The sequence below is a fragment of the Mesorhizobium sp. M0659 genome, from assembly GCF_040320605.1.
Taxonomy (GTDB): domain Bacteria; phylum Pseudomonadota; class Alphaproteobacteria; order Rhizobiales; family Rhizobiaceae; genus Mesorhizobium.
Genome location: NZ_JAMYPY010000013.1, coordinates 144,341 through 163,955 on the forward strand (window position 1 = coordinate 144,341; position 19,615 = coordinate 163,955).

The 19,615-nt window shown below is 63.0% G+C and carries 20 protein-coding genes; 7 read left to right on the forward strand and 13 right to left on the reverse strand.

Translation table 11 applies throughout. The features are described 5' to 3' along the window. Positions 1–159 precede the first annotated feature (159 nt). The 5 genes from NKI31_RS20950 (at position 160) to NKI31_RS20970 (ending at position 5,376) form a co-directional block, all read left to right on the forward strand. Positions 160–1,431, forward strand: a complete 1,272-nt coding sequence (locus NKI31_RS20950) for an ABC transporter substrate-binding protein (protein WP_023693095.1) — start codon at positions 160–162, stop codon at positions 1,429–1,431. Between the two features lie 95 nt (positions 1,432–1,526). After that, on the forward strand, positions 1,527–2,393 hold the full coding sequence (locus NKI31_RS20955; protein ID WP_023707770.1) for a carbohydrate ABC transporter permease: 867 nt from the start codon (positions 1,527–1,529) through the stop codon (positions 2,391–2,393). A gap of 11 nt (positions 2,394–2,404) precedes the next feature. Then, positions 2,405–3,217, forward strand: a complete 813-nt coding sequence (locus NKI31_RS20960; protein ID WP_023671259.1) for a carbohydrate ABC transporter permease — start codon at positions 2,405–2,407, stop codon at positions 3,215–3,217. 15 nt (positions 3,218–3,232) lie between these two features. Continuing rightward, complete coding sequence (locus NKI31_RS20965) at positions 3,233–4,279, forward strand: NAD(P)-dependent alcohol dehydrogenase (RefSeq protein WP_352652472.1); 1,047 nt, start codon at positions 3,233–3,235, stop codon at positions 4,277–4,279. A 2-nt stretch (positions 4,280–4,281) separates the two neighbouring features. Further along, on the forward strand, positions 4,282–5,376 hold the full coding sequence (locus tag NKI31_RS20970) for an ABC transporter ATP-binding protein (protein ID WP_023700457.1): 1,095 nt from the start codon (positions 4,282–4,284) through the stop codon (positions 5,374–5,376). A 54-nt stretch (positions 5,377–5,430) separates the two neighbouring features. On the opposite strand, the gene NKI31_RS20975 is transcribed toward NKI31_RS20970, so the two are convergent. The 10 genes from NKI31_RS20975 to NKI31_RS21020 all read right to left on the reverse strand — a co-directional run bounded on the left by NKI31_RS20975 (position 5,431) and on the right by NKI31_RS21020 (position 15,913). Then, positions 5,431–7,017, reverse strand: coding sequence for an FGGY-family carbohydrate kinase (locus NKI31_RS20975; protein WP_023700458.1), 1,587 nt, complete (start codon positions 7,015–7,017; stop codon positions 5,431–5,433). Between the two features lie 134 nt (positions 7,018–7,151). After that, complete coding sequence (locus NKI31_RS20980; protein WP_023683588.1) at positions 7,152–7,811, reverse strand: HAD family hydrolase; 660 nt, start codon at positions 7,809–7,811, stop codon at positions 7,152–7,154. Positions 7,812–7,822: 11 nt separating this feature from the next. Beyond that, the gene (locus tag NKI31_RS20985; RefSeq protein ID WP_023689169.1) at positions 7,823–9,301 is read right to left on the reverse strand and encodes a mannitol dehydrogenase family protein; all 1,479 of its coding nucleotides are present in this window, start codon (positions 9,299–9,301) and stop codon (positions 7,823–7,825) included. A gap of 46 nt (positions 9,302–9,347) precedes the next feature. Beyond that, positions 9,348–10,118, reverse strand: coding sequence for an L-iditol 2-dehydrogenase (locus tag NKI31_RS20990; protein ID WP_023683590.1), 771 nt, complete (start codon positions 10,116–10,118; stop codon positions 9,348–9,350). Further along, positions 10,115–11,119 (reverse strand): ABC transporter ATP-binding protein, encoded by a 1,005-nt coding sequence (locus tag NKI31_RS20995; RefSeq protein WP_023689168.1) that lies wholly within the window; start codon positions 11,117–11,119, stop codon positions 10,115–10,117. Before NKI31_RS20995 ends, NKI31_RS20990 begins: the two co-directional genes overlap by 4 nt. 50 nt (positions 11,120–11,169) lie before the next feature. After that, the gene (locus NKI31_RS21000; RefSeq protein WP_023671250.1) at positions 11,170–11,994 is read right to left on the reverse strand and encodes a carbohydrate ABC transporter permease; all 825 of its coding nucleotides are present in this window, start codon (positions 11,992–11,994) and stop codon (positions 11,170–11,172) included. Between the two features lie 11 nt (positions 11,995–12,005). Further along, positions 12,006–12,878: a carbohydrate ABC transporter permease gene (locus tag NKI31_RS21005; protein WP_023671249.1), complete on the reverse strand. Its 873-nt coding sequence runs from the start codon at positions 12,876–12,878 to the stop codon at positions 12,006–12,008. 119 nt (positions 12,879–12,997) lie between these two features. After that, complete coding sequence (locus tag NKI31_RS21010; protein WP_023671248.1) at positions 12,998–14,308, reverse strand: ABC transporter substrate-binding protein; 1,311 nt, start codon at positions 14,306–14,308, stop codon at positions 12,998–13,000. Positions 14,309–14,550: 242 nt separating this feature from the next. Next, the gene (locus NKI31_RS21015) at positions 14,551–14,892 is read right to left on the reverse strand and encodes a hypothetical protein (protein ID WP_155923262.1); all 342 of its coding nucleotides are present in this window, start codon (positions 14,890–14,892) and stop codon (positions 14,551–14,553) included. Between the two features lie 112 nt (positions 14,893–15,004). Further along, a complete protein-coding gene (locus NKI31_RS21020) occupies positions 15,005–15,913 on the reverse strand; it encodes a LysR substrate-binding domain-containing protein (RefSeq protein WP_023671245.1) in 909 nt (302 codons plus the stop codon). A 110-nt stretch (positions 15,914–16,023) separates the two neighbouring features. On the opposite strand from NKI31_RS21020, the gene NKI31_RS21025 reads away from it, so the two are divergent. Continuing rightward, positions 16,024–16,209 (forward strand): hypothetical protein, encoded by a 186-nt coding sequence (locus tag NKI31_RS21025; protein ID WP_352652473.1) that lies wholly within the window; start codon positions 16,024–16,026, stop codon positions 16,207–16,209. 35 nt (positions 16,210–16,244) lie between these two features. Here NKI31_RS21025 and NKI31_RS21030 read toward each other — a convergent pair whose 3' ends face one another. Continuing rightward, complete coding sequence (locus NKI31_RS21030; RefSeq protein WP_023671243.1) at positions 16,245–17,204, reverse strand: sugar-binding transcriptional regulator; 960 nt, start codon at positions 17,202–17,204, stop codon at positions 16,245–16,247. 221 nt (positions 17,205–17,425) lie between these two features. Here NKI31_RS21030 and NKI31_RS21035 point away from each other — a divergent pair, with 221 nt between their 5' ends. Beyond that, on the forward strand, positions 17,426–18,058 hold the full coding sequence (locus NKI31_RS21035; protein WP_352652474.1) for an HAD family hydrolase: 633 nt from the start codon (positions 17,426–17,428) through the stop codon (positions 18,056–18,058). An 81-nt stretch (positions 18,059–18,139) separates the two neighbouring features. Here the strand turns inward: NKI31_RS21035 and NKI31_RS21040 are convergent, their stop codons facing one another. Both NKI31_RS21040 and ureG read right to left on the reverse strand, forming a co-directional pair. Further along, entirely contained in the window at positions 18,140–18,907 is a 768-nt protein-coding gene (locus NKI31_RS21040; protein WP_352460771.1) for a class II aldolase and adducin N-terminal domain-containing protein, read from the reverse strand. 66 nt (positions 18,908–18,973) lie between these two features. After that, positions 18,974–19,606, reverse strand: coding sequence for an urease accessory protein UreG (ureG, locus tag NKI31_RS21045; protein WP_023671240.1), 633 nt, complete (start codon positions 19,604–19,606; stop codon positions 18,974–18,976). Between the last annotated feature and the right edge of the window lie 9 nt (positions 19,607–19,615).

Consider the following 19,615-nt stretch of genomic DNA (forward strand, 5'->3'; position numbering starts at 1 on the left):
CACAATGCATAAAAGTACAGGTCTGCTGCAACGGGGCTTCTAGCGCGGCCTTTAGCAACTCCTCATTTTGGCGATGGGTGGCTTGTCGCTCGGGCGATGGCGAGGATCGCGCAACCGAAGACTTCCGCTTCCTGCGACTGTTCCTGGAGGAGAAAATCAATGAAACCAATTCGGCTCGCTGCGAGCATAAGCGCAGCTTTCATGCTTACCACGACCCTCTCGACCATGGCGCTGGCGGCGCCGGTCTGCTCGGCGCCGGTCAAGGTGCTGGCGCAACCGCGTGACGGGCTGACGCTGCTGGAGGCGTCCAAGGACGAGTTCCAGAAACTGGCCGGCGCCAGCTTCCAGATCGACTATCTCAACGAGAACGACCGCCGGGCAAAGTCGCGCGCCGATGCGTCCACGGTCGGCAACTACAACGTCTACTATGTCGACGAAGCCAATGTCGCGCTGTTCGCCTCGTCGAAATGGATCGTGCCGCTCACCGACTATTACCCGGCTGACTACGACTACGCCGATTTCGACCCGGGCCGGCAGAAGGTCGCCACCTATGACGGCAAGGTGTGGTTCGCGCCGCTGACCGGCGGCGGCGACCTGATGGTCTACCGCAAGGACATTCTGGAAGCCGCCGGCATCCAGCCGCCGAAGACGCTGGACGAGTTGATCGCCGACGTGCCGAAGCTGACCGATCCCGACAAGGGCATGTACGGCATCGCGCTGCGCGGCGCGCGTGGCTCGGGCGCCAATGTCTGGCGCTGGATGCCGTTCTTCAAGGCCTATGGCGGAAAATGGTTCGACGGTGACAAGCCGGCTTTCAACTCCGAAGCCGCGGTCAAAGCGACCGAGACCTATCTTAAACTGTTCAAGGATTCAGCGCCCGGCACGCAGACCGGCAGCTGGGATGAATCGACCGGCGCCTTCCTGTCGGGCCAAGTTGCCATCTTGGTCGAATCGACGCCGCTGTCGGGCATGGCGGTCGACCCGAAGACCTCGCAAGTGGTCGGCAAGATCGGCTTCCTGCCGCCGCCCTCGCCACTGACCGGCGGCGGCTACGGCCACGGCCTCGCCATCGCCGCCAAGGCCAATGCCGATGACGCCGCGAAGCAATGCGCCGGCCTGTTCATCGCCTGGGCGACGTCGAAGGAGAACGAGAAGCGCCGGCTCGACGCGCACCAATTCGGCGAGCTCAACCGCACCAGCGTGCTGTCCAGCAAGGAGTTCGCCGACATTTACGGCGCCGATCTCGGCCAGGCGCTTGCCGATACCGGCAAGGTGACGGCGGTGAACTTCTGGCAGGATCCGCGCTGGCCGGATCTCGGCGACCGCTGGGGCATCATCCTGGAAGAGCTGGTCACCGGCACGCGCACCGACGTCAAGGGCGGCCTCGACGAACTCGAGGCCTACGCCAACGAGCTGGTGAAGAAGAAGTAATCCTCCCGCCCGCGGCGCGCGTACCCGGCCTTGGCCCGGTGGCCGGGCGGGGGCGCCGCGGGTCTCTCCAAAAAGGCACAGCCCGAGGATAGGCAATGCGCCGACGCTCTTCCCTGCCCGTGACGTTTCTGGTTCCGACGCTCGCCATTCTCCTGGTGCTGTCGATGGTGCCGACGCTCTACGCCATCGTCATTGCGCTGCAGAACCGCGAGCTCAGCTCGTCGGACTATTCCTGGGTCTGGCTGTCGAACTTCATCGACCTGTTCGCCGACCGGCGTTTCCTCAACGCGGTCTGGGTTTCGGTGAAGTGGGAAATCGTCACCGTGGTGGCAACGATGATGGTGGCGATCGGGCTCGGCGTGCTGATGTTCGAAGTGGCGTCGCCGCGGCTCCGCAACATCTACTGCCTGCTGTTCATCATCCCGGTGCTGTTGCCGCGCGTGTCGGCGGCTTTCGTGTGGAAGTTCGCTTATCATCCGCTCTACGGCATCGCCACCTACCCCTACCGGCTGATCACCGGCGGGCTGATCTTCGACCCGCTTTCGAAGCCAGCGACGGCCCTGTTTGCCGTCGCCTCGGTCGATGTGTGGCAGTGGGGACTGTTCTTTGCCGTCATCGTGCTGAAGCTTCTGGAGACCTTGCCGCCGCAGCCGATCGAAGCGGCGCGGCTCGACCACGCCAAACGCTGGCAGATCCATGCCTATGTGACCTTGCCTATGCTGAAGGCGCCGCTGATCAGCCTGATGTTCGTCAAGATGATCGAATCGCTGCGCTCCTTCGACCTGATTTATGTGATGACGCGCGGCGGGCCGGGCGTGGCGACCGAGACGCTCGACATGTACGCCTTCTCGCAAGGCTTCATCGAATCCGGCAAGGTGTCCTATGCCTCGGCCATGGCGGTGCTGATGATGATCGCGACTGTCATCACCTTCACCATGCTGTGGAAGCGGGTGCAGGCATGAGGCCGTATCGCATGAGACCGGGCCGCCTCATCGGCAAGATCATCCTGGCCTTCGCCGGCTTCATGGCGGTGTTTCCGCTCGCCTGGACGGCGGTCAATTCGCTGAAGAACAATGTCGACATCATCACCCGCGTGCCGCGCCTGGTGTTTACCCCGACCTTCGACAATATCAGCTACATCATCGGCCGCGACAGCGTCATGACCGGTCTCTATAACTCGGTCATTTCCTGCGGCGTCGCCGTGCTGATCGGCGTCATGCTCGGCCTTCCGGCAGCCTATGCGGTGGCGCGCTATCCCAATCGCTTCGCTGGCGACATCCAGTTCTTCGTGTTGTCGCTGCGCTTCCTGCCCCCGGTGGCAGTCGCCATTCCGCTGATGGTGATCTGGCTGCAGATCGGGCTCTACGACACCTTGCCGGCGCTGATCGTCACCTATTCGCTGCTCACCATCTCGGTGATCATGTGGCTCGCCATTCCCGCCTTCCAGGCCGTGCCGAAGGAAATCGAGGAAGCCGCTTTCGTCGACGGCTACGGCGCTTACTCGGTGTTCTGGCGCATTGCGCTGCCGGTAGCGGCGCGCTCGCTGATCGGCGCCGTCGCCTTCAGCTTCGTGCTGGTGTGGAACGAATTCCTGATCGCGCTGATGCTGTCCAGTTCCAACGCCAAGACATTGCCGATCGTCGCTTCCGAACTTTCACAGCAAGGCATGAACGTGCCGTGGGGAATCCTCAACGCCTCGGTCGTGCTGTTGTCGCTACCGCCGCTGCTGTTCCTGGGCGTGCTCAGCGGCTTCCTGAATTCCGTTTTCCGGCAAAAAAAGACTTGATGCGAGGACTTACCGATGCGGGCACTGGTGCTTGAGAAAAAAGGCGAACTGTCGTTGCGCGAGATCGCGCTGCCGCTCGACGTCGGACCGGGCGATGTCAAGATAGCCATCCACACGGTCGGCGTCTGCGGCAGCGACGTGCACTATTACACGCATGGCGCGATCGGCAGCTATGTGGTGCGGGCTCCGATGGTGCTTGGCCACGAAGCCGCGGGAACGATCGTCGAGGTCGGCGCCAATGTCGGCACGCTGAAGGTCGGCGACCGCGTCTGCATGGAGCCGGGCGTGCCGAACCTGTCGTCGCGCGCGACGAGGCTCGGCATCTATAATGTCGATCCCGATGTCAGCTTCTGGGCGACACCGCCGGTGCATGGCGTGCTGGCGCCCTATGCGGTGCACCCGGCCGCCTTCACCTACAGACTGCCGGACAATGTCACCTTCGCCGAAGGCGCGATGGTCGAACCCTTTGCCATCGGCATGCAGGCGGCGAGCCGCGCCCGCATCGTGCCTGGCGACGTCGCCGTCGTCGTCGGCTGCGGCCCGATCGGCATCATGATCGCGCTGGCGGCGCTGGCCGGCGGCTGCTCGAAGGTGCTGATCTCCGATTTTTCCGCACCCAAGCTCGAGATTGCCGCACAATATCCCGGCATCGTGCCGGTCAATATCAGCGAGCAATCGCTGGTCGACGCAGTCTCCGCCGCGACCGACAATTGGGGCGCGGATATCGTGTTCGAGGCGAGCGGCAGCCCGAAGGCATTCGCCGACCTGTTCGATGTCGTGCGGCCGGGCGGCGCGGTGGTGCTGGTCGGACTGCCGGTCGAACCGGTCAGCCTCAACGTTCCGGCGGCGATCTCCAAGGAAGTGCGCATCGAGACGGTGTTCCGTTACGCCAACATCTTCGACCGCGCGCTGCAGCTGATCGCCTCGGGGAAGGTCGACCTCAAGCCGCTGATCACCGGCACTTATGATTTCTCGGACAGCATCGAGGCCTTCGAGCGGGCGGCGCAAGGCAAGCCGCAAGACGTCAAGCTGCAAATCCTTCTTACCGGCGAGAAGGGCTGACCATGTCCGCGATCGTTTGCTCCCATGTCGACAAGGCTTACGGCGCCACTACCGTCATCCGAGACCTCAATCTCTCGATCGAGGAGCACGAATTCGTCGTATTCCTCGGCCCGTCCGGCTGCGGCAAGTCGACCTTGCTCAGGATGCTGGCCGGACTGGAGGATATCAGCGGCGGGGAAGTGTCGATCGGCGGCAAAGTGGTCAACGATCTCGAGCCCGGCGAGCGCGGCATTGCCATGGTTTTCCAGAACTATGCGCTCTACCCGCATATGACGATCTTCGACAATATCGCCTTTGGGCTCAAGCGACAGAAAGTGCCCCCGGCCGAGATCCGGAAGCGGGTCGAGGCGGTGGCAACGACGCTCGGCCTCGAACCTTACCTCGCCCGCAAGCCGACCGAACTTTCCGGCGGCCAGCAGCAGCGCGTGGCGATTGCGCGCGCCATGATCAAGACGCCGAAAGTGTTCCTGTTCGACGAGCCGCTGTCGAATCTCGACGCCAAACTTCGCAACCATATGCGGGTCGAAATCGCCCGCCTGCACCAGTCGCTGAAGACCACTACCGTCTATGTCACCCACGACCAGCTCGAAGCGATGACGCTGGCCGACCGGATAGTGCTGCTCAGGGATGGCGTCATCGAACAGATCGGCTCGCCGGCCGAGATCTATCGCCAGCCGGGCAATCTGTTCGTCGCCGGCTTCATCGGTACGCCGAACATGAATTTCATCGACGTGGCCGTCGGGCGGAAGGACGAACGCTGGACGCTGACAGGCGGCGGCTCGACCTTCTTCATAGAAGGCCTGGGCTTCGATCTGCGCGGCGTCCATCGCGCCGTGCTTGGAATCCGACCGCCGGACCTGAAGACCGCCGGTGCTCAGAGCATCAATCTTCTGCAAGGCACCGCCGACCTCATCGAGTTCCACGGCAATGACGCGCTGGTGACGTTCGCCTGCGGCGGCAAGGAGGTCGGCGCGTTGGTATCGGCCCGCGAATGCCCGGCGTTGCGCGCGCCTGTGCGCTACACATTCGAGGAGGAGAGCGTGCATCTGTTCGACGCGGCGACCGGCGCATCCTTGCGCCGGCGAGAGGAGGCCTAGATTTGGTACGCAATTCCGGACGGAAAACCGTTTCACGCTTTTCCTGGAATTGCTCTAGTTGATGGCGTCGAGCGCCTGCCGCTGGCGGTGCATTTCGAGGAAGATCCTGTAGTCGCGGTCGAAGCGGCCTGACGCGGTCGGGTTCGAGGTGCGCGCCCTGCCGCCTTGCTGCATGGCGACGCAGGCGGCATTCAGGTCCGGGAACAGGCCAGCGGCAGTGGCGGCGACCATGCCGGTGCCGAGCAGAACGGCTTCGTCGGCCAGCGGCTCGATCACCGCGCAGCCGGTGGCGTCGGCATAGAGCTCCATCAGCAACGGGTTCTTGGTGTGGCCGCCGGTGACATGCAGCGTGTCTATGAGATAGCCGTTCTCGTTCAGCGCCTCCAGCACATGGCGCACGCCGAGCGCGATGCCGACGGCGGTGCGCCAATACAGCTTGCACAGACTGTCGAAGGAGGAATCCAGCGTCAGCCCGCTGACCACACCGACCGCATGCGGATCGGCAAGCGGCGAGCGGTTGCCATGGAAATCCGGCAGCACATGCAGCCTTGCCGCCAGCTTGTCACCTTCGGTGCTGCGCAGTTCGGCGACGCGCCTGGCGATTTTTGCATGCATGGCCGCGTCCGGCTCGCCGCCGGCGCCGTGCCAGCGGATGATATGGTCGAGCAGCGCACCGGTCGCCGACTGGCCGCCTTCCGACAGCCAGAGTTTTGGCAGTGCGGCGCCATAGTATGGACCCCAGACGCCGGCGAAAGGCTGCGGGTCGGGCGACATCGCCATGACGCAGGACGAGGTGCCGGCGATCAATGCCAGATGGCGGCCGATATTCTGCTCGTCGCCAGCAAAGCCGCCGAGCACGCCAAGCGCGCCGGCATAGGCATCGATGACGCCGGCGCCGACCCGACAGTTTTCGCTCAAGCCCAACTCCGCCGCCGCTTCAGGGGTGAGCGTGCCGATGTCTGCGCCGACAGCACTTGCCTTCTCCGGCAGGCTGCCGTGTTCGAACAGATCGCCAAGCCCGACCCTGTCGAAGAAGTCACGGCGCCAGCCGGTTTCCTCATGCGCCAGATAGGTCCATTTGGCGGTCAGCGTGCATTGCGAGCGCGCCAGCGACCCGGTCGCCTTCCAGGTCAGGAAATCGGTGAGGTCGAATAGGTAGCCGGCTTCATGCCAAGTTCCCGGCAGATTGCGCTTCAGCCACATCAGCTTCGGCGTCGCCATTTCCGGCGACATGACGCCACCGATATAGTCGAGTACGGCGTGGCCGCTATCGGTGCATTCATCTGCCTCGGCGATGGCGCGATGGTCGAGCCAGACGATGGTGTCCCAGCGCCGTTCGCCCGTCACCGAGACGCTGAGCTGGCCGGCATTCCTGTCCAGCACCACCAGCGAGCAGGTGGCGTCGAACGACATGCCGACAATATCGTCGGCTGACACACCGGCCTTTTCGCGCGCGGCACGCACCGCGATGCACACAGCCGACCAGATATCCTGCGAATTGTGCTCGGCGTGATCGGCCTGCGGCTGGTTCATGACGATCGGATGCTCGGCGCGGCCGAGCAAGGTGCCTGACGTGTCGAGAATGCCCGCGCGGGCGCTCCCGGTGCCGACATCGACCGCGCAAACGAAGCTTTTCGTCAAGATGCTTTTACTCTCGCTCCCTAGAGCCGGATGATTTCAGGTCTGTTCGACCTGAAATCTGAATCCGTCTCTAAATCAAAGAAGTAGAGCATGATGTCGTCCGAAAACCGCTTCACACTTTTCGGCATCATGCTCTAGCCTGCAATCAGATCGGGCAATTGCAGCATGTCCGCGAATATAAAGTCCGGTTCACTCGACGCAAGCCGCGCTTTCAAGGCCGGGTTGCCGGCGTGCGAACCGCCGGTGAAAGCAAAGACGCGCATACCGGCCGCACGCGCCGCCGCGATGCCGGCAGGGCTGTCCTCGATTACGATGCAATTACCGGGATGCGCGCGCATAGCAGCGGCGGCATGGAGAAAAAGATCCGGCGCCGGCTTGCCGCGCGCGACCATGGCAGCGCTGAACAGATGGGGCTCGAGCAGGCCGAGCAGGCCGGTAACGTCGAGCGCATAGCGAATGCGGTCGAGCGTGCCGGAGGAAGCGACGCAGCAGGGCACGCCCAGCCTCGGCAGGATGTCGCTGATGCCGGGAATCGGCTTCAGCTCCTCGCGGAATTTGCGCATCAGCTCGACGCGCATATCGGTCAGGTGCACGTCGGTGATGTCGATGGTGAAATCGCGAAGAAGTATCTCGCGCACGCTCTTCATGCTCTTGCCGAGGAAATGCTCGTAGGCCGCATCCTCGCTGACCGAGCCCCCGGCGGCAGAGATCATGCCGAGCAGAGCCGAAACCGACAGCGCCTCGCTGTCGACCAGCACGCCGTCACAGTCGAAGATGACCAGTTCGGGCGTCATTGCGGCTGGCGTCAGAGCTTGCCGGAGATGTAGCGCGTCAGCGTCGCGCGCGTGCCATTCGCCCACAAGACGTTGAGCGCATGGGCAAAGGCCTCGGCGAACGCCGCCGAGCGGCCGACATCGCCATAGATGTCCTCCATCGCAAGCCAGGCGCCGGGCGCATCCTTCGCCGCCTTGGCGGTTGCCTGCAGCCGGTCCCAGCTGGGATCGTTGGCTTCGATGTCGGCGCCGCTGTCGGTGGTGCCGAAGCAATAGCGGCACCACAGCGCCGATTCCAGCGCGAGACCCGCAACGCTCTTCCCGGCTTTCAGCCGGTCGGCGATGGTCGGGATGATGAATTTCGGCTGCCGGTTGGAACCGTCGAGGCAAAGCCGGCGGATGGTGTCGCCGATCTTCGGGTTGGAAAAGCGGTGCTCGATGAGCTGGTAATAATCCTCCAGCACGGTGTCCGGCACCGGCGGCACGGTCGGGATGATCTCGTCATGCTCGAGCTTGGCGAGGAAGCCGCGCACCAGCGGCTCCTGCATCGCCTCATGGACGAAATGGATGTCCATCAACCCTGCGGGATAAGCGATCGTGGCATGACCGCCATTGAGGATGCGGATCTTCATCAGCTCATAGGGCGCGACATCCCTCACGAATTGCACACCGACCTTTTCCAGCGGCGGGCGGCCGTCGGTGAAACGGTCTTCCAGCACCCATTGCTTGAACGGCTCGCAGAACACCGGCCAGTTGTCCTCGAGGCCGAACTCGGTGGCGAGAATGCCGCGCTCGCGGTCGGAGGTGGCGGGGGTGATGCGGTCGACCATGCCGTTGGGAAAGGCGACATTGTCGCTGACCCAGTTTGCCAGATCCTCGTCGATCAGCCGGGCGAGGCCGATGACGCCATCCGAGGTGACATGGCCATTGTGAGGGATGTTGTCGCAGGACATGACGGTGAACGGCACGATGCCGTCGGCCCGGCGGCGCATCAGCCCGGCCAGGATGAGGCCGAACACCGTCTTCGGCGTCGTACCTGCCTGCGCGTCGGCAACGATATCAGGATGGGTCGGGTTGAACTTTCCCGAGGCCGGATCGATGAAATACCCGCCTTCGGTGATGGTCAGCGAGACGATCTTGATCGCCGGATCGGCGAGCTGGTCGATGATCGCATCCGCATCGCCGGGCGTCAGGAAATCGATCATGACGCCGGTGACGCGGGCGCTCATATGGTCGGAATCCTGCTCGACCACGGTGGTCAGCCAGTCCTGCTCCTGCAGCTTGGAACGACCGATTTTTTCGCCCTCGAAGACCCCGGCGCCGACCAGCGCCCAGTCATGGCCGATGCCTGCATTGAAGAGATCGTCGAGGTAGACCGCCTGATGCGACCGATGGAAATTGCCGACGCCGAAATGGACGATACCGGGTTTGAGCCTGGAGCGATCATATCTGGGACCGGCGACCTTGGCGGGGAGTTCCGAGAGGATCGAGGAGGAGAGTTTCACGGTCATTTTTCTACCCTTTTGGCCGGGCTGCGGCCTTCGTGATCCCGGCCCATCAACTCATCCATTGGCCGCCATCGACATTGTAGGTCTGGGCGACGATGTATTCGGCGTCGTCGCTGGCCAGGAAGACCGCCATGCCGGTCAGGTCCTCCGGCTTGCCCATGCGGCCATAGGGCACGCCCTCGCCGACCAGCCGCTTCTTCTCGCCCTTCGGCCGGTTCTCATATTTGGCAAACAGCGCATCGACCTCATCCCACATATCGCTGTCGACGACGCCGGGCGCGATGCCATTGACGTTGATGCGGTGCTTGATCAGGTCGAGCCCGGCGGACTGGGTCAGCGAAATCACCGCGGCCTTGGTGGCGCAATAGACGGCGACCAGCGGCTCGCCGCGCCGTCCTGCCTGGCTGGCGATGTTGATGATCTTGCCGCCCTTGCCCCTTGCGATCATCGAACGCGCCGCTGCCTGCAGCATGAACAAAGTGCCGGCGACGTTGACGGAGAACAATTTGTCATAGCTCGCTTCGGTGATCTCGACGATCGGCGCCAGGTCGAACAAGGCAGCATTGTTGATCAGTATGTCGAGGCCGCCGGTCTTTGTTTCGACCGCCTTGACCGACGCCTGGATCGAAGCAAGGTCGCTGACGTCGAGCCTGACCGGATAGGCGTTGGCGCCAATCTCGGCGGCCGTGTTTTCGGCAGCCGCCAGATTGATGTCGGCAATGGCCACCGTGGCACCCTCGCGCGTATAGGCTTCGGCAAAAGCCCTGCCGATGCCGCGCGCGGATCCGGTGATCAGCGCCGATTTGCCTTTCAGTCTCACTGCGTCAGCGCCTTTCCGTCGGGGCCGAAGCGATGCATGCGGACCTTGTCCGGCGTCAAATAGATGGTGTCGCCGTGGCGTACGGCCAGTTCGCCATCGGCGCGTACCGTCAGCGGACCGACGCCGTCGGCCTGGACATGCAGGAAGGTGTCGGAGCCCAGATGCTCGGCGACGCCGACAAGGGCTTTCCAGTCACCCGCGGTGGTCGATATCCCCATATGCTCAGGACGAATGCCGATGGTCTTGGCGTTGTATTTGGCCGCCGGCGCACCTTCGATCAGGTTCATTTTCGGCGAACCGATGAAGCCCGCCACGAACAGGTTCTTCGGCGACTTGTAGAGTTCCATCGGCGAGCCGACCTGTTCGATGTTGCCGGCGTTGAGCACGACGATTTTGTCGGCCATGGTCATGGCTTCGATCTGGTCGTGGGTGACGTAGACCATCGTCGTCTTGAGCTGATGGTGCAGCTCGCTGATTTCGAGCCGCATGGTGCCGCGCAGTGCGGCATCGAGGTTGGACAGCGGCTCGTCGAATAGGAATGCCGAGGGCTGGCGCACGATGGCGCGGCCGATGGCGACGCGTTGCCGCTGGCCGCCGGAGAGCTGGCCGGGCCGGCGTTCGAGATAGTTGGTGAGGTTGAGGACCCGGGCTGCGTCCTTCACCTTCTTGTCGATCGTCGCCACATCCTCGCCCGCCATCTTCAGCGGGAAGCCGATGTTCTTGGCCACCGTCATATGCGGATAGAGCGCATAGGACTGGAATACCATGGCCAGCTTGCGCTTGGCCGGCGCCTCGCCGGTGACGTCACGGCCATCGATGTTGATGGTGCCCCCGCTGGTGTCCTCGAGCCCGGCGATGAGGCGCAGCAACGTGGACTTGCCGCAACCCGACGGCCCGACGAAGACGACGAACTCGCCATTCTCGATGACCAGGTCGAGGCCTGGAATGATGACCGTCGATCCGAAATGCTTGGAGACGTTCTTGAGCGTGATGTTTCCCATGGTTTCCTCCCCGAGGGGTTATTTGGCCGGATTGCTTCAGGCAACGTCCGTTATTTTACCGCACCGAAGGTCAGCCCGCGCACCAGCTGCTTCTGGCTGAACCAGCCCATGATCAGGATGGGCGCGATGGCCAGCGTCGATGCCGCCGAAAGCTTGGCCCAGAACAGGCCTTGCGGGCTTGAGAACGAACTGATGAAGGCCGTCAGCGGCGCCGCCTCGGTGGTGGTCAGGCGGATGGTCCAGAACGCTTCGTTCCACGCCAGGATGATGTTGAGCAGCATGGTCGAGGCGATGCCCGGCACGGCCATGGGGGTCAGCACATAGACGATCTCGCCCCACAGGGTGGCGCCGTCCATGCGTGCCGCTTCCAGGATCTCGCCGGGGATTTCGCGGAAGTAGGTGTAGAGCATCCAGATCACGATCGGCAGGTTGATCAGCATCAGCATGATCATCAGGCCGATGCGGCTGTCGAGCAGTCCGGCATCGCGGAAGATGAGGTAGATCGGGAACAGCACGGCAACGGCCGGCATCATCTTGGTCGAGAGCATCCACATCAGGATGTCCTTGGTCCACTTGCCCGGCGAGAAGGCCATCGACCAGGCGGCCGGAACCGCGACGATCAGGGCCAGGATGGTCGAGCCGACCGAGAGCAGCACCGAGTTGAAGAAGAACTTGAAGTAGCCGCTCTGCGCCTGGACCTCGGTATAGCTCTCGAACGTCCCCGACGGGATCAGCGCGAAGCCCTGGATGGCCTCCTGCTCCGACTTGAACGAGGTGATGATCGTGTAGAGGATCGGGAAGAAGATCAGCAGCGCGACGATCCAGGCGGCGCCTGTCGCAATGACCTTGTGTTGGGTGGTGACTGCACGTGCCATCGTATCCTCCCTTACTTGTCCAGGTTCTTGCCGACCGCGCGCATGGCGAAGAAGGCGACGATGTTGGCGAGAATGACGGCGATGACACCGCCGGCCGATGCCTGGCCGATTTTGAACTCCAGCAATGCCTTCTGGTAGACGAGGAAGGGCAGGTTGGTGGAGGCATAGCCGGGTCCGCCATTGGTGGTGACCAGGATTTCGGCATAGACCGACAGCAGGAAGATGGTCTGGATCAGGATGACGACGGTGATGGCGCGCGACATGTGCGGCAGCGTCAGATAGATGAAGCGGCTGACGAAGCCGGCGCCGTCCATCTCGGCGGCTTCCTTCTGCTCGCCGTCGAGCGACTGCAAGGCGGTCAGCAGGATCAGCGTTGCGAAGGGCAGCCATTGCCAGGCGACGATGATGATGATGGCAAGCATCGGATGCTGCCCGAACCAGTCGATCGGTTGAGCCCCGAAGAAGCGCGCAATGTCGGCAAAGACGCCGTATTGCGGGTGCATGATCATGTTCTTCCAGACAAGTGCAGCCACCGGCGGCATGACGAAGAACGGAGAGATGACGAGGATGCGGACGATCCCCTGTCCCCACATCGGCTGATCGATCAACAGCGCCAGCATGATGCCGCCGATGACGGTGATCAGCAGCACGCTGCCCACCAGGACCAGCGTGTTGAGGATCGACTGCAGGAATGCCGGGTTTGAATAGAACAGCGAGTAATTCGAGAACCAGACAAACCCGTCGCGGATCGGATTGAGCGGATTGTACTGCTGGAAGGAGAACCAGATCGTGAGTGCCAGCGGCACGATCATCCAGACGAACAGCAGCACCACGGATGGCGCCAACATAAAGCGGGCAAGCGAACGGGTCTGCTGAGTAGCCATGACGGTCACCCTTCAAGGTCAGCCAAATTTTCAGGTGTGTGAAAGGGGCCGCCCGAACTGGGATTCGGGCGGCCGTTGCCGGCCAAGGAGGCGACCGGCATTCGGCACCGGGAGGAGCCTTACTTGATATAACCGCCTTCGGTCATGGTCGCGGTGGCGGCGTCCTGCGCCTGCTTGAGCGCGTCGTCTACGCTGGTCTGGCCGGCGAGCGCCGCCGAGAAGAGCTGGCCGACCGTGGTGCCAAGACCCTGGAACTCAGGAATGGCGACGAACTGCACACCGACATAGGGCACCGGCTTGACGGTCGGATGCGTCGGGTCGGCGGCATTGATCGAGTCCAGCGTCATCTTGGCGAACGGAGCCGCCTTCTGATACTCGGCATTGGCGTAGAGCGAGGAGCGCGTGCCCGGAGGAACGTTGGCCCAGCCTTCCTTCGAAGCAACCAGTTCTGCGTAGTGCTTGCTGGTCGCCCAGGAGACGAACTTCTGTGCGGCGTCTCCCTTCTGCGTGCCGGCCGGGATGGCCAGCGACCAGGCCCACAGCCAGTTGCCGCGCTTGCCCAGACCATTGTCGGGGGCCAGTGCGTAGCCGACCTTGTCCGCGACGGTCGAGTTCTTCGGGTCGGAGACGAAGGATGCGGCGACGGTGGCGTCGATCCACATGCCGCACTTGCCCTGCTGGAACAGCGCCAGGTTTTCGTTGAAGCCGTTGGACGAGGCGCCCTCGGGACCGTCGGCCTTCATCAGGTCGACATAGAACTGCAGCGTGTTCTTCCATTCCGGCTGGTCGAATTGCGGCTTCCAGTTCTCGTCGAACCAGCGGGCGCCGAAGGAGTTCGACATGGCGGTGAGGAAGGCCATGTTCTCGCCCCAGCCGGCCTTGCCGCGCAGGCAGACGCCGTTCACGCCATTGGCGCGGTCGGTCATCTTGTCGGCGGCCTGCTTGATGAAGTCCCAGGTCGGGGCGTCGGGCATCTTCAGCCCGGCCTTCTCGATCAGGTCCTTGCGGTACATGACGAACGAGCTTTCGCCGTAGAAGGGCGCGGCATAGAGCTTGCCGTCTACCGACAGGCCGCCGGCGATGGCCGGGATGATGTCCTTGGCGTCATAGTCGTCGCCGAGCTTGTCGAGCGGCAACAGCCAGTTCTGCTTGGCCCAGATCGGAACCTCGTAAGTGCCGATGGTCATAACGTCATACTGGCCACCCTTGGTGGCGATGTCGGTGGTGACGCGCTCGCGCAGCACGTTCTCTTCGAGCGTGACCCAGTTGAGCGTGACGTCGGGGTTCGCCTTGGTGAAGTCGTCCGTCAGCTTCTGCATGCGGACCATGTCGCCATTGTTGACCGTGGCGATGGTGATGGATTCGGCGTGTGCGGCAAAAGCGAAAGCGCTGGCCGACAACAAGCCCAAAGTGAGCGTGCGCAGTTTCATCAAATTCCTCCCATGAACCAAGATGAGCATTTGCCTTGGTAATGGGCAATTACTCACTTGGCATAAATTATGTCAAGCCAGATTCGATGCTGCAGCGCAGCACGCAAGGCGGAGCGCGGCGTTGCGCGCGTAGAGGATATTGAATGGATTTGGGAAGCTGTTTGCACGGGATGTGAGAGCGGGTTGATGCCGACCCATCGCAACCCAATCATGGCGCCAAGGGAGCGATAGGGCCCAGCCCGTCAGCCGTGGGACGGGTAGCTTCCGACGGAATATTCGAAAACCCTGCCGTCGCGTGTTTGCTTGGCTCTGGTCAGCACTTCCGTCACCTGGATCCAGCTGGGCTCGTCCTTGCGCAGCCTAACTTCCCGGCCGATTGCCTTCACGGCAGCTTGAAACGGCGTAAATGCTTCGATCACCTGCGTCGTGCGCACGGTGTTGTTTTCGATTTCTTCGACGCGATAGACTTTCATCAGCCGGCTGATCGACCCTGTTTCAATCTGCAGACGATTGATCCTGCTCAATTGGGTCGTCACAAGCACAAGCCTATGCCGGGCGAGTGATATCGACAGCGTTTTTGTCAAGCTTGGTTAACCGGGTGGCCCGATCGCAGCTGTTTGTCCGCGAAAGCGAGGATTCGTCGCGGATCCAGGGCTCGCTTTGCATCTCGGAAATCAATCCGCGAGTCGCTCGCCCTCAGGCGCAGGCGATCTCGGCCAGGATCCAGTCCCGGAAGGCTTTTATCTTCGGCACGTTGCGACGCGCCGTCGGGTAGACCAGCCAATAGGCGTGGCCGTCGTCGCCGACCAGGTCGAAGGGCTGGATCAGGCGGCCGGCGGCGAGCTCGGTCTTGAACAATGCGGTGGTCAGGATCGCCACACCATGGCCGGCGATGGCCGCGTTCGCCTCATAGGCCTGCGCGCCCATGCTGGTGCCGGTGCGTCTGGCAAGTTCGTCCGCCGGGACGCCGGCAAGGGCGAACCATTCCCGCCACCAGATGTCGCCGGGATCGAGAATGGGCAGCTTGAACAGGTCGGCGGGTTCGTGGACGCCACCTATGGTGGCAGCGAGTGCCGGGCTCAGCACCGGGGTGAAATCGGCCTTGAACAAAAGATGGGTCTCCACTCCAGGCCACTTGCCGCTGCCGGAGCGGATAGCGATGTCCATGTCCTCGCGGGCAAAATCGATCACCCTGTTCGAGGTATCGACGCGCACCGCCAGCGACGGATGCGCGACCTGGAAGGAGCCGAGATGCTGCGCCAGCCAGTTCGAGGCGAAGGTCAGCAGCGTCGAGACACACAGCACACCATCGGCGCCCCCACGCGCGGCGGAATAGGCGCTTGAGAGCAGGCTGAACGCCTCGCTGACGGCGGGCGCCAGGCGCTGGCCGGGTTCCGTCAGCACAATCTGTCGCGGCTGGCGCAGGAACAGCGGCGAACCGATGCGCTCTTCCAGAAGCTTGATCTGATAGCTGGCGGCGGCCTGCGTCATGCCGAGTTCCTGCGCGGCCTTGGTGAAGGAGAGATGCCGCGCGACGGCTTCGAACACTCTGATGGCCTGCAGCGGCGGCAGCTGGGCGAGCTGCGGTGCCTTGAGATCGGGCATAAGCCCTCCTTATGGGTCTTGATCGACGTTTGATTGGAAGCCGGAGCCGATCAGACTGATATTTGGTGTCGAGGAACAATCCAGTTCAAGCATAGCGGAGGCTGAAGATCATGACCACGGTACAGGAAAAGCTGCATTCGGCCCCGGCGCAGAGCTGGTTTTCCCTGCTGGTGCATGAATTTTCCCTGCTTGTGCACCGCCGGCGCGGCTACGTCGACGTCCGGGAGTTGTCGCCGCATCTGCAGCGCGACATGGGTTTTCTCGACGGCAACGACCCGTCCGGGCGCTGCAAATAAACGTGTTGGATTTTATCGATGGGCCGCTTAATCTATCAGGAACCGTCGAGCAAGGCCGTGGCGGTCCGCTCGTCGGTGATGAGGCCATTGACCAGCCGGCGGTTCACAGCGGCCAGGATGCCCGGCAATTTGCGCTCGCCCATGGCGAGCGCAATGACCAGCGACTTTTCGCGTGACGGCAAGGCTGCCGACGATACCCGGTCGTTGGTGATGCCCTCGATCATGCGGCCTTCCCGATCGAACACCCAGCCGACGATCTCGGCGACGCCGCCAGCCTTTTGCAACGCCTTCAGCTCGCTTTCCGAGATAAAACCGTCCTCGTAGAGCGGCGCCTTCGGGCCGAGATCGCCGATGCCGACAAAGGTGACGTCGGCTTCCGCGGCCAGCGCCAGCGTCGGTTGGATCATCGGCTGGGCAAGCAGCATCTCGCGCTCTTCCGGCGACGAGGCGATGACCGGCAGCGGCATCGGGAACGAGCGCGCCTTGACCCGGTCGGCCATGGTGAAGATGACGTTGTAGAAGGCGGCCGAACCGTCGGGCGAGATGTTGCCGGTCAAGGACACAACCTTGTGCTGCGAGCATTCCATCGGCGGCAATTGCTCGATCGCCGCCTTCAGCGTGCGGCCGGTGCCGATGGCCAAGACGATGGGCGTCGGTGACCGCAGCCGCCGCTCGATCTCGGCCGCGGCCGCCTCGGCAATGCCGATCGTGGTCGAGGATGAGGTTGGATCGCTCGGCACCACTTCGACGAGGTCGAGCGCGAAGCGTGACTTCAGTCTAGCTGCGAGATCAAGGCAATTGGCGATCGGGTGATCGACGCGAACCTTGATCAGCCCCTCCGACACCGCCAGCGACACCAGCCGCTGCGCCGTCTGCCGGGAAATGCCGAGCGTGGCGGCGATCTGGTCCTGGGTGTTGCCGGCAACATAATAAAGCCAGCCGGCGCGCGCTGCCTCGTCCAGCCTGCTGCTGCCGCCGTCCTGCCGCGAATTCAAAATGTGCCTCCAGCCCTGCCCCTTTGCCTGCCCTCGGGCGAAGCGTCATAGTCTTGCAGGGAATGTGTCGGCGCGCAATTGTCTATTGGCAGGGCAATTGCTTGCTGCTTCCGATCCGACTGCCGCGTGGCAATCAACCCAGCGAAAATCGCCGGCGAACGGGCTCGGCGGTTTATCTCCTGATACAAACGCTTTAAGGGGATCGGCAAAAGGAGCCTCGCATGACGCCGAAAGCGGTTTTCTGGGATATGGACGGCACGCTGGTCGACAGCGAGCCGCTGCATGAGGCGGCCTTGGTGGCGGCGCTGCGCAGCGTCGGTATCACGCCGCCGGCCGACCTGCATGAGCGGGTGCTGGGCGTCGCCGCCGCACCGGTCTACGAGATGCTGCGCAGCGAGTTCGGCCTCGACCTGCCCTTCGACGACTGGATCGTGCGCAAATACGATCACTACATGCCGATGGCAGAGACGCTGAAGCCGCGCCCCGGCGCGATCGAAGTGTTCAACGAGTTGCGTGCGCTCGGGGTGCAGCAGGCGGTGGTGTCCAATTCCGACCGGGTGATCGTCGATGCAAATCTGAGCGCCGTCGGCCTGATCTATCCCGGCATGCACACGATCAGCCGCAACGACGTGCGCGAGGGCAAGCCGCATCCCGAGCCGTTCCTGCGCGCCGCGTGGCTGGCCGGCGTCGATCCTTCAGACGCGGTGGCCGTCGACGACAGCGTTACCGGCGCCACATCAGGCCTGGCCGCGGGGGTGCGGACGATCTTCTGGCCGGAAGCGCCGATGGCAGGACCGGAGGGCGCTGTCGTGATCAACAGTGCGGAAGAGTTGCGGGCTCAGTTGGGACTCTGAGTGAGCCTATGAACGTCGGCGCTGCCCCTCATCCCCCTGCCGGGGCCTTCTCCCCGTGAACGGTGAGAAGGGTGAACTCATTCAGCTCCGGTACACCGGCTCCTCCTCGTCGAGGATCGCCTTCAGCTCGGCAAGGTGACGCTCCGCCTGGCCGGGATAGTCGTCCATTTCGCTGGCGGCCTTTTCGGCAATGGCGTCGGGCAGCGTGCGCAGCGGACGGCCGGTCCACAGCGCCTTGATGTAGTTCTCGGCGGCACGCTCGAAATAGAACATGCGGTTGAAGGCGTCGGCAACGGTGTCGCCGATGACCATGACGCCGTGATTGCCCATCACCATCACTTTGACCTTCGGGTCGGTGAGCAGTTGCGAGCAGCGCTCGCCCTCTTCCTCGAAGGCCAGCCCGCCATAATGGGCGTCGACGACGTGGCGGTTGAAGAACATGGCCGAGTTCTGGTCGATCGGCGGCAGAGTCGAGTCGGCCAGCGATGCAAGCACGGTGGCATGAATGGAATGCACATGCATGGCGCAGCGCGCATGCGGCACGTTGCGGTGAATGGCGCCGTGCAGACCCCAGGCGGTCGGGTCGGGCGCATTCGGGCCGGACAATGTCTCGGGATCGTTGGCGTCGATCAGCAAAAGGTCGCTCGCCTTGATGCGCGAGAAATGCACCTGGTTGGGGTTCATCAGGAATTTGCTGCCGTCCTCGTTGACCGACAGCGAGAAGTGGTTGGCCACGGCTTCATGCATGTTGAGCCGCGCCGTCCAGCGGAAGGCGGCAGCCAGATCGACGCGCTCCTCATAGTAGGGCAGGTTGGTCAGCGGCTCTTTCTGCAAACGGGCGATGCTCATCAAAAAATCCTCCATTTCCCCGAGAATGCCGCGCCCAATGCCGACCAGCAACCGGTAAGTACTGGGTCAGGCCGCCGAGCGAGCCGACTGCAGCCCGCCATGTTCGACGATGAAGTCGATGACTTCCTGCAGTCCCTTGCCGCGCGACAGGTCGGTGAAGCCGAACGGGCGCTTGCCCCGCATTCGGGCGGCGTCGCTCTCCATGACATCGAGGTTGACGTTCACATAGGGCGCCAGATCGCTCTTGTTGATGACCAGGAAATCGGAACGGGTGATCGCCGGCCCGCCCTTCCTGGGGATTTCCTCGCCCTGGCAAACCGAGATGACATAGAGGGTCAGGTCGGCAAGGTCCGGCGAGAAGGTGGCGGCAAGATTGTCGCCGCCGGATTCGATGAAGACGATGTCGAGATCGGGGAATTTCCTGTTCAGTCCGGCGATCGCCTGCAAATTGATCGAGGCGTCCTCACGGATGGCGGTGTGCGGGCAGCCGCCGGTCTCCACGCCGACGATGCGGTCCTCGGGCAGCGCCTGCAGGCGGGCCAGCATCATGGCGTCTTCCTTGGTGTAGATGTCGTTGGTGACGACGGCGATGGAGAAATCGTCGCGCAGCGCCTTGCAGAGCTTTTCGGTGAGCGTCGTCTTGCCGGAGCCGACGGGACCGCCGATGCCGATACGCAGGGGACCGTTTGCCTGAGTCATAGCGAAAAC